General features: G+C 55.9%; 11 protein-coding genes. 6 read left to right on the top strand and 5 right to left on the bottom strand.

Translation table 11 applies throughout. From position 1 onward, the window contains the following. Positions 1-4 precede the first annotated feature (4 nt). The 3 genes from JGF26_RS06000 to JGF26_RS05990 form a co-directional block, all read right to left on the bottom strand. Positions 5-499, bottom strand: coding sequence for a molybdopterin-dependent oxidoreductase (locus JGF26_RS06000; protein ID WP_134707179.1), 495 nt, complete (start codon positions 497-499; stop codon positions 5-7). A gap of 397 nt (positions 500-896) precedes the next feature. After that, on the bottom strand, positions 897-2,681 hold the full coding sequence (locus JGF26_RS05995; protein WP_134707180.1) for a diguanylate cyclase: 1,785 nt from the start codon (positions 2,679-2,681) through the stop codon (positions 897-899). 121 nt (positions 2,682-2,802) lie between these two features. After that, a complete protein-coding gene (locus JGF26_RS05990) occupies positions 2,803-3,912 on the bottom strand; it encodes an AI-2E family transporter (RefSeq protein WP_028017702.1) in 1,110 nt (369 codons plus the stop codon). Positions 3,913-4,253: 341 nt separating this feature from the next. Between JGF26_RS05990 and mmuP the strand changes: the two genes are divergently transcribed. The 6 genes from mmuP to tauD all read left to right on the top strand — a co-directional run bounded on the left by mmuP (position 4,254) and on the right by tauD (position 10,161). Next, positions 4,254-5,654, top strand: coding sequence for an S-methylmethionine permease (mmuP, locus tag JGF26_RS05985; RefSeq protein ID WP_128348695.1), 1,401 nt, complete (start codon positions 4,254-4,256; stop codon positions 5,652-5,654). Beyond that, positions 5,641-6,573, top strand: coding sequence for a homocysteine S-methyltransferase (gene mmuM, locus JGF26_RS05980; RefSeq protein ID WP_134707181.1), 933 nt, complete (start codon positions 5,641-5,643; stop codon positions 6,571-6,573). The genes mmuP and mmuM overlap by 14 nt, the downstream gene beginning before the upstream one ends. 178 nt (positions 6,574-6,751) lie before the next feature. Further along, entirely contained in the window at positions 6,752-7,714 is a 963-nt protein-coding gene (gene tauA / locus JGF26_RS05975) for a taurine ABC transporter substrate-binding protein (protein ID WP_134707182.1), read from the top strand. 10 nt (positions 7,715-7,724) lie between these two features. Beyond that, positions 7,725-8,492: a taurine ABC transporter ATP-binding subunit gene (gene tauB / locus JGF26_RS05970; RefSeq protein ID WP_134707183.1), complete on the top strand. Its 768-nt coding sequence runs from the start codon at positions 7,725-7,727 to the stop codon at positions 8,490-8,492. Next, on the top strand, positions 8,489-9,316 hold the full coding sequence (gene tauC, locus JGF26_RS05965) for a taurine ABC transporter permease TauC (RefSeq protein ID WP_108090726.1): 828 nt from the start codon (positions 8,489-8,491) through the stop codon (positions 9,314-9,316). Before tauB ends, tauC begins: the two co-directional genes overlap by 4 nt. Continuing rightward, a complete protein-coding gene (gene tauD, locus JGF26_RS05960) occupies positions 9,313-10,161 on the top strand; it encodes a taurine dioxygenase (RefSeq protein WP_108090725.1) in 849 nt (282 codons plus the stop codon). The genes tauC and tauD overlap by 4 nt, the downstream gene beginning before the upstream one ends. A gap of 105 nt (positions 10,162-10,266) precedes the next feature. On the opposite strand, the gene JGF26_RS05955 is transcribed toward tauD, so the two are convergent. Both JGF26_RS05955 and hemB read right to left on the bottom strand, forming a co-directional pair. After that, complete coding sequence (locus JGF26_RS05955) at positions 10,267-11,967, bottom strand: lysophospholipid acyltransferase family protein (protein ID WP_134707184.1); 1,701 nt, start codon at positions 11,965-11,967, stop codon at positions 10,267-10,269. A 72-nt stretch (positions 11,968-12,039) separates the two neighbouring features. After that, a complete protein-coding gene (hemB, locus tag JGF26_RS05950) occupies positions 12,040-13,014 on the bottom strand; it encodes a porphobilinogen synthase (RefSeq protein ID WP_028017695.1) in 975 nt (324 codons plus the stop codon). Positions 13,015-13,112 lie beyond the last annotated feature (98 nt).

Genomic DNA, 13,112 nt, shown 5'->3' with positions numbered 1-13,112 from the left:
ACGACTACTCAATCTTCATTTTGCTAACCTGCCATGCTGATCGTGAGTAATAAATCTGATTATTCAACTCAGGAAGACTGTCATAGGGGTATACAATGAATGATGGGCCTTTATCGCGGATGCGCATATATTCGCCATTGACCTTTAAGGCAAGTATGGCGTTGTATTTTTTGAAGTCACTGAGCGGGATGATGGTAGAGTAATCATTGAGCGCAATAACATTAACGTTTGACCCCTTCGCCCCCACATAATCCATGAGTTTGCTCATTGGAACACCCTCAAACTTAGTGCGGCCATTATACCAGGGGGATGTTGTCTCAAAACTCACCATACCCAGTTTTTCAAGGCTGGCGAGATCAAACACTGCTTTCCCATTATCATTGGTATTTTCTATATTACCGTAAATCGTTAAAATGGGTTTACCGACTGGTTTTGGCAGTTCGCCAGCCCAGGTCAAACTCGGTGCCAGACAGCATAACAGCAGTAGGATTAATCGCATTTTGGCCTCCACTTTTTTACCAGAAGTATAAGAATTATAATTTAGTTATCATACTAGTTTATATATTTTGTTGAGACGCTACTGTTTTTATACATTTTTTGCGTGTAAATCAAGTGAAATCAATGAGTTGTGTTTGTGGGGTGACAGGGTGTTTTCTACATAAAAAACGGTTAAGTTGTTGAGATAAACCAATGTTACTTGAATAAACTCTCCCGCGTTTAAAAAATGATCGCTTTAATTGATTGATATTTTCTCACACTACTGATTTTACCCGGCCCGGTAACGTAGAAAAACACAACATAATGGGTGGCGAAGCCGTACGTTTATCCTGCTGGGCGAGAACGTGTAAGCCACGTTGTTGCTGGCGGGAAAAATTCATACCGGAAAACCTGTTTAATCAGCCCGCCTCCAGCATCCCAAAACTCACAATCCGTGACCGACCCAACTCTTTCGCCCGGTATAGGGCCACATCCGCGGCGCGCAGCAGGTTGTCACTCTGGGCATGCTGGGGATAGCTGGCAATACCAATCGAGACATCCACCGGCCCAATTTCTGTAAGCCCGTAGCGAAGCGACAGCTCATGCACGCCGTTGTAAATCTTCTGTGCGCAGGTGTGAGCCTCTTCTTCACCAGCACCGGAGAGCAGAACCAGAAACTCCTCACCCCCATAGCGGAACGCCAGTCCGTTGTCATGTGCCGCCCGCTGAACAATCGACGCCACGCTTTTGATCACCTGATCGCCCGCTTCATGGCCGAAGCGGTCATTGATGCTCTTGAAGTGATCGATGTCGATCATCATGCAGCTTAACGGTTCACCGTTACGCATCGCCTGCGTCATTTGGGTTTGCAGGGTATCTTCCAGATGATGACGATTACGCAAACCGGTAAGCGGGTCAAACAGGGCTTTTTCCAGCAATGCGTCGCGTAGTCGCTGGTTGGCGAGCGCCAGACCGAGTGCTTCGGCCATCAGTTCCAGATACGCGCGGGAAGGGGCATTATCCGCAGTGATATTCTGGAAGGAGAGCAAACCAATCGCCTCGCCCTGGGCGATAAGCGGCACGCACAGTGAACTATTCGACTGTGACTCCGGCAGGTGGTAACAGGCGATATCTGGCTCACCATTTACCGGCGGGTGGCTCTGCCCGCGACGCACGGCCCAGCACTCATCCGGATGGAACGTCGTCTTTTCCCCGATCGGTGAAAGCCATTGTGCGACACAGCGCATCTGCCACGGATCGCGGTCAAGCACGTAGAGTTGGCCCGCTATCCCCGGTGCGATATTCGGTGCAAACAGCTCCGCCACGTTAATCACATCGTTAAAGTTCTCGCACCCTTGTAGTCGCTGGGTCATGCGCGCCAGCAGTTCGCGGATGGCCCAGTCGGCATCGCGCTCTTTTTCCAGACGTTGTCGCGCCAGGCCGTTTTCACGGAAGATGCGGATGGCTTGTGCCATATCACCGATCTCATCAATCTGGTTGAAGTTCGGCGTTTCAACCGCGTAATCCTGCGAGGCCAGGCGGTGTACCACATCACTCAGACGCACCACGGGGCGCAGGACGCGGCGTTTCAAGATAAAGCCGAGAACAAACAAGAACAGCAGGGCGGTCAGACCAACCATCATCTCAGAGGCCGTACGCAGCGCTTTCGATTTTTTTGTCGCATCTTGAACGGAGGCGATGACGCGTTTGTCGAGGATCTGACGAAAATGATCGATTTGGTTCTGCGCGCGCTCCAGCTCCTGCTCATACGGGGTGCCATAGAGCAGGGCCACGGCCTGAGCGTCTTCTCCTCGTTCCAGGCTGGAAAGCGCGGTTTGCTGTTCATCCTGCAGCTCATCAATCATTTTTATCCCTTCACGCAGCAGAGACAGCTCATCATCTGATGCACCATTGTCCCGCAATTTTTCCAGCCGGAATTCAATGTTCTTCAGATAGCCCTCTGACTGTTGGTATTCCCTGAAGGTTTGCGGATCTTTTTTAATGACGTACAGGCGTGCCAAATCGGACTGCGCCCAGGCGTCAGTCTCCACATCTTCGGTAAGCTCATCAAAACGCTGGCGTTGTTCTACAGCATGACGTTCTGCGGTGTCGGCATTGGACGCCATCAGCATGATGATGCCTGAGGCGATGGTCAGGCAGACCGTGGCACCATAGGCCCAGTTGGTTATTGTCGCGATTCGCACCTGGTGATCCTTTTACGACATGAATAGGAGGGCGTTTTTTCAAATTATAGAAAACGTCTGATTTAAGGCGAAAAAAAAAGGCGGCACAGCGCCGCCTGGTGTGGTCTTTATCGTCACATCATCACAAATCTGGAGGGTTTTTTCCTTCTTCGATGAAATCGGCGTCCAGTTCTTCGGCGTTACCTTCGTGATCGCGCCCGGAGAAGAGGTTCCAGCAGGCAATAAACAGCGCGGCGATCAGCGGGCCAATCACAAAGCCATTAATGCCGTACAGCTCCATGCCGCCAAGAGTGGAGATCAAAATCAGATAGTCCGGCATTTTGGTGTCTTTTCCTACCAGCAGCGGGCGCAAGATATTGTCCACCAGCCCAACGATGATCACGAAGAAGCCTACAATAAACAGCCCCTGCCAGATCTGATGCGTGGCGAACAGGAAGATGGCGGCTGGCACCCAGACAATCGCCGAGCCGATGGCGGGCACCAGCGAGAGGAACGCCATCAGCGCGCCCCAGAGCACGCTGCCGTCAATACCCGCGATAGCAAACGCAATCCCGCCGAGGATGCCCTGAACCACCGCCACCGCCGCTGTTCCTTTTACCGTGGCACGCGACACGCCGACGAATTTGGCGAACAGGTGCTGCTTGGCGAAATCCGACAGAGGGAGGGAGTCGAGGATCTGGCGCACCAGATACGGGCCGTCTTTCAGCAGGAAGAACAGCAGATAAAGCATGATGCCGAAACTAATCGCAAAACCAAATGTTCCTTTGCCAATCAGAAACGCGCTGCCGGCCAGATACTGTCCACCCTGCAGGGCGACATCCGAGAGTTTTTTCTGAATCTGTGCCGCGTTGTTCAGGTTGTGATCCGCCAGGAAACCGCTGGCCCAGTCTGGCAGGTGGTTGAAGATGCTTGCCACTACTTCCGGGAATTGCGTGTTGTTCTCCTGTAGCTTGGTGTAAACCACGTTCAGCTCAATGGCGAGTGAGGAGAGGATCACCATCAACGGGATGAACACAATCAGGCAGATGATGCCGATGGTCAGCAGCGAGGCCAACCCATTGCGATCCCCTAGCGCGGCGCGCAATCTGTTTTTTACCGGGTTAAAAATGACCGTCAGGATCGCGGCCCACAGTATCGCGGAGAAGTAGGGTGACAGCACGTCGAAGAAGGCCCAGGTGACAAGGGCAAGAATAAAAATAAAGAAACCTTTGGTCAGTCCGTTAAAGCGCATCAGTCAGTCCTGGTTACTAAGAAACTGTGTCGACTATAGAACTGATTGTGAGAATTACCAACATTACGCCGGGTGGCGGGCAGTGTTACGGTATGAATCCGCTCTTCACGGATACCACTTTCGACTGACCGAAGATCGCCTCTTCCCGCACCATGCTGTAAGTATCTGCTTGCGGAGGTGCTTATGGCCTGGCGTCCGATTCTTTATGTGATCCTCACCACCCACCCCAGACTCAGCGCGCGGCGCGCCCGTTTGCGTCTGGTCATCTAGCTTTTTATTAACAATCGCGGTATAACACACCTTCTTTGGATGTTTAGATGTCCATACGTATAGAAGGTAATATGCAAACACAACAAGAAAATGGGCAGCTTAAGCGCACCATGAAAACACGCCACCTGATAATGCTCTCGCTGGGTGGCGTGATTGGGACAGGGTTATTCTTCAATACTGGCTACATCATTTCCACGACCGGTGCAGCAGGCACTCTGCTGGCGTACCTGATAGGCGCGCTGGTGGTCTGGCTGGTGATGCAGTGTCTGGGCGAGCTCTCCGTGGCGATGCCGGAAACCGGCGCGTTTCACGTCTACGCCGCACGCTATCTGGGTCCGGCGACGGGTTATACCGTGGCATGGCTCTACTGGCTGACCTGGACGGTAGCGCTCGGGTCGAGCTTTACTGCCGCTGGGTTCTGCATGCAGTACTGGTTCCCGCAGGTGCCCGTCTGGGCCTGGTGTGTCGTGTTCTGCGCGGTGATTTTTGGCCTGAACGTCATCTCCACGCGCTTTTTCGCCGAGGGCGAGTTCTGGTTCTCGCTGGTCAAAGTGATCACCATCATCGCCTTTATTATTCTTGGCGGTGCGGCAATCTTTGGTTTTATCCCGATGCAGGACGGTTCGCCTGCGCCAGGATTAACCAATATTACGGCTGAAGGCTGGTTCCCGCACGGTGGCCTGCCGATCCTGATGACCATGGTGGCGGTGAACTTTGCTTTCTCCGGCACAGAGCTTATCGGTATTGCAGCCGGAGAGACGGAAAATCCGCACAAGGTGATTCCGGTCGCTATCCGTACCACTATTGCGCGCCTGATTATCTTCTTTATCGGTACCGTATTTGTACTGGCGGCGCTGATCCCGATGCAGCAGGCGGGAGTGGAAAAGAGTCCGTTCGTGCTGGTGTTTGAGAAGGTCGGCATTCCTTATGCGGCAGATATCTTTAACTTTGTGATTTTGACGGCGATCCTCTCGGCGGCCAACTCCGGGCTGTATGCTTCGGGCCGCATGCTGTGGTCGCTTTCGAACGAGAAAACGCTGCCGCGCTGTTTTGCTCGCGTTAATAAGAACGGCGTACCGCTGACGGCGCTATCCGTTTCTATGCTTGGCGGCGTGCTGGCGCTGTTCTCAAGCGTGGTGGCACCGGACACGGTGTTTGTGGCGTTGTCGGCGATTTCTGGCTTTGCGGTGGTGGCGGTGTGGATCAGCATCTGTGCGTCGCACTTTGTTTTCCGTCGTCGTCATTTACAGTCCGGCCAGCCTCTCTCGGCTTTGCAGTACCGCGCGCCATGGTACCCGCTAGTTCCCGTGCTCGGATTTATCCTCTGTGTGGTGGCCTGTGTTGGGCTGTGGTTTGACCCAAGCCAGCGCATTGCCCTTTATTGCGGGCTTCCGTTTGTTGCCCTGTGTTATGGTGCCTACTACCTGACCCGAAATATGACATCGCAGGAGCCTGAACATGTCGCAGAATAATCCGCTTACCGCCATCCTCGAAAAACAGCCATTTGTGGTGCTGGATGGCGCGATGGCAACGGAGTTGGAAGCTCGTGGTTGTAATCTTGCAGACAGCCTCTGGTCTGCCAAAGTGCTGGTCGAAAACCCGGATCTTATCCGTGAAGTTCACCTCGACTACTACCGGGCAGGCGCGCAGGTGGCGATCACCGCCAGCTATCAGGCCACGCCTGCGGGCTTTGCAGCGCGAGGTCTGGACGAGGCGCAATCTCGGGCGTTAATTGGCAAAAGCGTGGAACTGGCGCGTAAGGCGCGTGAAGCGTATCTGGCTGAAAACCCACATGCGGGTACGCTGCTGGTGGCCGGTTCCGTTGGGCCGTATGGTGCGTATCTGGCGGACGGCTCTGAGTATCGTGGCGACTATGTACGCAGCGAAGAAGAGTTCACCACCTTCCACCGTCCACGCGTAGAAGCGCTACTGGATGCGGGAGCGGATCTGTTGGCCTGCGAAACGCTGCCGTCTTTTGGGGAAATCAAAGCGCTGGCGGCACTCCTGGCCGAGTATCCCCGCGCCCGGGCGTGGTTCTCCTTTACCCTGCGGGACAGCGAACACCTGAGCGACGGTACGCCGCTGCGGGAAGTGATTGCGGAGTTGGGGTATTATCCGCAGATTGTCGCGTTGGGCATCAACTGCATCGCCCTGGAAAACACCACCGCGGCGCTGAAACACCTGCAGAGTCTGACCTCGCTGCCGTTGGTGGTTTACCCGAACTCGGGCGAGCATTATGACGCGGTAACCAAAACCTGGCACCACCACGGTGAAGCGTGCGAGACGCTGGCAGGGTATTTGCCGCAGTGGCTGGACGCAGGGGCCAAATTAATCGGTGGATGCTGTCGGACCACGCCGAAAGATATTGCTGAGCTGAACGCGCAGCGCTGATGCCCTCACCCTGACCCTCTCCCACAGGGAGAGGGAAAAAGCAACACCGCACAAAATCAACTATCCTTTCCCGCTTTTTATCTAAAAACGAATCGTTATGAGCGATTCATTTTTATTCCTTTATCAAAATTCCCGCGCCGGAAATACTGCCCTCATAACAACAAGGGGAGCAGGCACTATGGCAATTTCATCGCGAATCACACTTCTCGGCGCACTGGCGCTGTGGGCATTTCAGGCGCAGGCGGTAGACGTCACCGTCGCGTATCAAACCTCTGCGGAACCGGCGAAAGTCGCGCAGGCGGACAACACCTTTGCCAAAGAGAGCGGCGCGAAGGTTGACTGGCGCAAGTTCGACAGCGGGGCGTCCGTCGTGCGCGCGTTAGCCTCCGGCGATGTGCAGATCGGCAATATCGGATCCAGCCCACTGGCGGTTGCGGCCAGCCAGCAGGTGCCGATCGAGGTTTTCCTGCTCGCCTCGCAGCTCGGTAACTCTGAAGCGCTGGTGGTGAAGAAGAACATCACCAAACCGGAAGATCTGATTGGCAAGCGTATTGCCGTACCATTCATTTCAACCACCCACTACAGCCTGCTGGCGGCGCTCAAGCACTGGGGCATCAAACCGGGTCAGGTACAAATTATCAACCTGCAGCCGCCGGCAATTATCGCGGCCTGGCAGCGAGGCGATATTGACGGCGCGTATGTCTGGGCACCGGCTGTCAACGAACTGGAAAAAGACGGTACCGTGCTGACCGACTCTGAAAAAGTGGGCCAGTGGGGCGCACCAACACTCGACGTGTGGGTCGTGCGCAAAGACTTCGCCGAGAAACACCCTGAGGTGGTGAAAGCCTTCGCCAAAAGCGCGATTGACGCCCAGCAACCCTATATCAGCAACCCGGATGAATGGCTGAAGCAGCCCGCCAACCTGGAAAAACTCTCCCGCCTGAGCGGCGTGCCGCAAGCGGACGTACCGGGGCTGGTGAAAGGCAATACCTATCTGACCCCCGCGCAGCAGGTGCAGCAGCTGACCGGTCCGGTAAACAAAGCGATTGTTGATACTGCCACCTTCCTGAAAGAGCAGGGCAAAGTGCCCGCGGTAGCGACGGATTACAGCCAGTACGTGACCGATCGTTTTGTGAAATAAGGAGTCCGCCATGCTGAATATTACAAATCTGTATGCCGATTACGCTGGTAAGCCCGCGCTGGAGGACATCAACCTGACGCTGGACAGCAGAGAACTGCTGGTGGTGCTGGGCCCGTCCGGGTGCGGAAAAACCACGCTGCTGAATCTGATCGCCGGGTTTGTCCCTTATCAGCATGGCACCATTCAACTGGAAGGCAAAAAGGTGGAAGGCCCGGGCGCCGAGCGCGGCGTGGTCTTCCAGAACGAAGGATTACTTCCCTGGCGCAACGTGCAGGAAAACGTGGCGTTTGGGCTACAGCTTGCGGGCATCAGTCGCGAACAGCGGCTGGAAACGGCACGGACGATGCTGAAAAAAGTGGGGCTGGAAGGGGCGGAAAAACGCTTTATCTGGCAGCTTTCCGGCGGTCAGCGGCAGCGCGTAGGTATTGCCCGCGCGCTGGCAGCGAATCCACAGCTATTGCTGCTGGACGAGCCGTTCGGGGCGCTCGACGCCTTCACCCGCGAGCAGATGCAAACCCTGCTGCTGCGCCTGTGGTATGAAACCGGCAAACAGGTGCTGCTGATCACGCATGATATTGAAGAGGCGGTATTTATGGCCACCGAACTGGTGTTGTTATCGCCAGGGCCTGGGCGCGTACTGGAACGCCTGCCGCTTGAGTTTGCCCGCCGCTACGTCACAGGAGAACCCGTGCGCAGCATCAAATCCGATCCGCTGTTTATCGAACAGCGTGAATACGTCTTAAGCCGCGTGTTTGAACAACGGGAGGCGTTCTCATGAGCATCGTCTTCAGTGAAAAAACGCGCCGCACGCGTATGGTGCTGCGCTGGCCTTTCTCGCACCAAATCACACTGAGCGTCGGCACGCTGCTGGCATTACTGGCGGTGTGGTGGCTGGTGGCTGCCCAGCAGTGGATTAGCCCACTGTTTCTGCCACCGCCGGGACAGGTTCTGGCCAAACTTATTTCCATCGCCGGGCCGCAGGGCTTTATGGATGCCACGCTGTGGCAGCACTTAGGCGCAAGCCTGGCCCGTATTCTGGTGGCGCTGCTGGCGGCGGTCATCATTGGTATTCCGGTGGGAATTGCGATGGGGTTGAGCCCGACTGTTCGCGGCATTCTCGACCCGTTGATTGAGCTTTACCGCCCGGTGCCGCCGCTGGCGTACCTGCCGCTGATGGTGATCTGGTTTGGTATTGGTGAAACGTCAAAAATTCTGCTGATTTATCTGGCGATTTTTGCCCCGGTCGCCATGTCGGCGCTGGCGGGAGTGAAGAGCGCCCAGCAGGTGCGGATCCGCGCGGCGCAGTCGCTGGGAGCAAGCCGCACGCAGGTGCTGTTGTTCGTGATTTTACCCGGCGCGCTGCCGGAGATTTTAACCGGACTGCGCATCGGCCTCGGCGTGGGCTGGTCCACGCTGGTGGCGGCAGAGCTGATTGCAGCCACGCGCGGTCTTGGATTTATGGTGCAGTCTGCCGGAGAGTTTCTGGCGACTGACGTGGTACTGGCAGGAATTGCGGTGATCGCCGTGATTGCCTTTGGATTAGAACTGGGGCTGCGCGCGTTACAGCGCCGCCTGACGCCCTGGCATGGAGAAATACAATGAGTGAACGTCTGACCATTACCCCGCTGGGGCCGTACATTGGCGCGCAGGTGTCGGGGCTGGATGTGACCCGCCCGCTGAGCGATAACCAGTTCGAGCAGTTGTACCACGCAGTACTGCGCCATCAGGTGGTGTTCCTGCGCGAACAGGCGATAACCCCGCAGCAGCAGCGCGCCCTGGCGCTGCGTTTTGGTGACCTGCATATCCACCCCGTCTATCCGCATGCGGAAGGCGTGGAGGAGATTATCGTTCTGGATACCCACAACGATAATCCACCGGATAACGACAACTGGCACACTGATGTGACCTTTATCGAGACGCCGCCTGCCGGGGCGATCCTGGCGGCGAAGCTGTTACCGGAAACCGGCGGCGATACGCTGTGGGCTAGCGGCATAGCGGCCTTTGAAGCGTTGTCCGCGCCGTTCCGGACGCTGCTGAGCGGCTTGCGGGCGGAGCATGACTTCAAAAAATCGTTCCAGGAGTACAAGTACCGTAAGAGCGAAGAAGAACATCAGCGCTGGCAGGAAGCGGTTGCAAAGCATCCACCGTTGCTACATCCGGTCGTGCGTACTCACCCGGTAACGGGCAAGCAGGCGCTGTTCGTCAACGAAGGGTTCACCACGCGCATTGTGGACGTGACGGAAAAAGAGAGCGAGGCGTTGTTGAGTTTCCTGTTTGCGCATATCACTAAACCGGAATTTCAGGTGCGCTGGCGCTGGCAGGAGAACGATCTGGCGATCTGGGATAACCGCGTGACTCAGCATTACGCCAATGCGGATTACCTGCCGCAGCGCCGGATTATGCAGCGGGCAACGATTTTGGGCGATAAGCCGTTTTACCGTCCTTAACCCGTCGCTCCCGTAGGCCGGGCAAGCGCAGCGCCACCCGGCGAAAACGGTGCACAATTGCCGGGTGGCGGCTACGCCTTACCCGGCCTACAAAATACCGCACATTTAAAGGTGCGCCTCAATATACCGCTGATAGCGGTTCGCCTTCAGGTAACACAAATCCACCAGCACCAGTCCGTCGACGCAGTCGTTAAATGCCGGGTCGCTGCCAAAATCAATAAACTGCACGCCGCCGGGTTCGCAAAGCTCGGAATACTGTTTGTAGAGCGGGGGAATGCCGCAACCGAGGTTTCCGAGCAGCGATTTAAGCTTCGTCAGGTCATCCACATAATCCACGCCGCTAAACTGTGCCAGAACATCCGGCAGCGATGCCGGATACGGCTGACGTGAGGCGGCTAATGGATGTGTCGCCGGGAACCAGAGACGGTAAAATGCCACCAGCAAATCCCGTGCGGCAGGCGGTAAGCCGCCGGAAATGGAGACCGGGCCAAACAGGTAGCGATAGTGCGGATAACGTGCAAGGTACGCCCCAATGCCGGACCACAAATAATCCAGACCACGACGTCCCCAGTAGCGTGGCTGAATGAAGCTGCGCCCCAGTTCAATACTGTGCTCCAGCACATCCTGCATTTTGTCGTCGTAGTGGAACAAGCTATAGCTGTACAACCCTTCCAGACCGCGACGCTCAACCTGTCTGGCGGTAGGCATAAAGCGATACGCGCCGACGATCTCCAGATCCTCATCATCCCACAGGATCAGATGCAGATAATCATCATCATAACGGTCGGTGTCCCGGCGTTTGCCGCTCCCTTCTTCCACCGCGCGAAAGGCAATTTCGCGCAGGCGGCCCAGCTCGCGCAACAGCGGGGCATCTTCCTGACCGTTACGTTGCCAAAGATAGATGGTTTTACCGTCGCTGGTATTGCCCAGACATTCGGCCTGCGCCAGCGCGCGTTTCAGGGTGGCCCGGTCTTCCGGGCGGGCGATAGCGCACTGGGTTTTAAAGACGCCAGGCACTCCCTTGCCAAGACGCATCACGTGCTGACGACATTGCTCGGCCATCTCACGTGACGAAAGGGTGGCGCTATGCCAGTGATGCCAGGCGATCTGCTGGCCGATTTTAATCGGCAGCTGGCTATGGCGGCGGCGGAACATCTGCTGCATCAGCAACAGCATCGACAGCGTCGGGGAGACCAGCGTGCTGGCATAAAAGAGCAGGCTGTTATGTGCCTGAATATGCACCGGCAGCAGCGGGGCGCGCAGCTTGCTGGCGAGTTTGATGAAGCCAGAGTGCCATTTTTTATCGCGAATGCCTTTGCGCGTGGGCCGCGAAACTTCTCCCGCCGGGAAGAAAATCAGCACGCCAGCGTTTTGCAGATGCTGTTCCATCTGGACCAGGGACGTTTTCGCCGTCCTGCCACCCATATTGTCCACTGGAATAAACAGCGAACTGAGGGGCTCAAGGTGGGTCAGCATCCGGTTGGTCACGACTTTGACATCGCGTCGTACCCTGGAGACGGCGTACAACAGCGCCAGCCCGTCAAGCGTACCCGTCGGGTGGTTGGCAATAATGACCAGCGGGCCATGTTCGGGGATTTGTTCGAGATCGCGGGCGGAAACGGTGCAGAGAATATCAAGGTGCTCCAGAACTTGCTCCACCATATCCAGACCTTTCAGGTGGCGGTGTGCTGCGGCAAATTGCTGGAATTCGTCTTCGTAAAACAGTCTTTTTAACAGACTTTTTTGCCAGGGGGCTGGCCTCGCCTGAGGCCAAAGATCGTCGAGAACGCTATCGAGGCTAAACATGATTACTCCTCCTGCCGTCTTGCGAAGACAGTAGAAGGAGCAGATGTCGGTTGTATTGCAGTTTGGTGAAGATTAGCGGAGGATTTTTTTCTCGGCCAGATCCAGCGCGAAGTAGCTGAAGATCAGATCCGCGCCTGCGCGTTTGATCGCGCCGAGGCTTTCGAGAACCACTTTCTCTTCATCAATCGCACCTGCCAGGGCGGCGAATTTGATCATCGCGTACTCACCGCTTACCTGATAAGCGCCCAGTGGCAGCTCGGTACGCTCGCGAATGTCGCGCAGGATATCGAGATAAGCACCGGCCGGTTTCACCATCAGGCAATCTGCGCCCTGGGCTTCATCAAGCAGGGATTCACGAATCGCTTCCCGGCGGTTCAGCGGGTTCATCTGATAGGTTTTACGGTCGCCTTTCAGCGCCGTACCCGCTGCTTCACGGAACGGGCCGTAGAACGAGGAGGCAAATTTGGTGGAGTAGGACATGATGGCAGTGTCAGTAAAACCTGCAGCATCCAGGGCCTGACGAATCGCCTGAACCTGTCCGTCCATCGCGGCGGATGGCGCGATGAAATCCGCACCGGCAGCGGCAGCGACGACCGCTTGTTTGCCGAGATTAAGCAGGGTGGCATCGTTGTCCACGCCGTGATCGCACAGCACACCGCAGTGGCCATGAGAGGTGTATTCGCAGAAACACGTGTCAGACATCACCACCATTTCCGGCACTGTCTCTTTGCAGATGCGGGACATACGAGCGACCAGGCCATCTTCTTTCCACGCGTCGCTGCCGGTGGCATCGGTATGGTGGGAGATGCCAAAGGTCATTACCGAGCGGATCCCGGCGTTGGCGATGCGTTCGATCTCACGCGCCAGATATTTTTCCGGAATGCGCATCACGCCAGGCATGGCTTCGATGGCCTTATAGTCATCAATCTCTTCTTCGACAAAAATCGGCAACACCAGATCGTTTAAGGTCAGTGTTGTCTCTTCAAACATAGCGCGCAGTGCAGGTGACTTGCGCAGGCGGCGGGGGCGTGCAATTAAATCGGTCATGGTATGCCTGATGTTTGTGGAACAAAGAGGGCTAGTGTACCCGAAAGCGTCGTGAGGTGTTTATTAAAGTGGGCGGTTTACCGTCAGGTCATGCAAGA

It is taken from the genome of Enterobacter sp. E1 (genome assembly GCF_016809815.1).
In the GTDB taxonomy this organism is placed as follows: Bacteria; Pseudomonadota; Gammaproteobacteria; order Enterobacterales; family Enterobacteriaceae; genus Enterobacter; species Enterobacter adelaidei.
The sequence above is the reverse complement of the archived record's forward strand: the minus strand, read 5'-3'. Positions and strand labels throughout refer to the sequence as shown.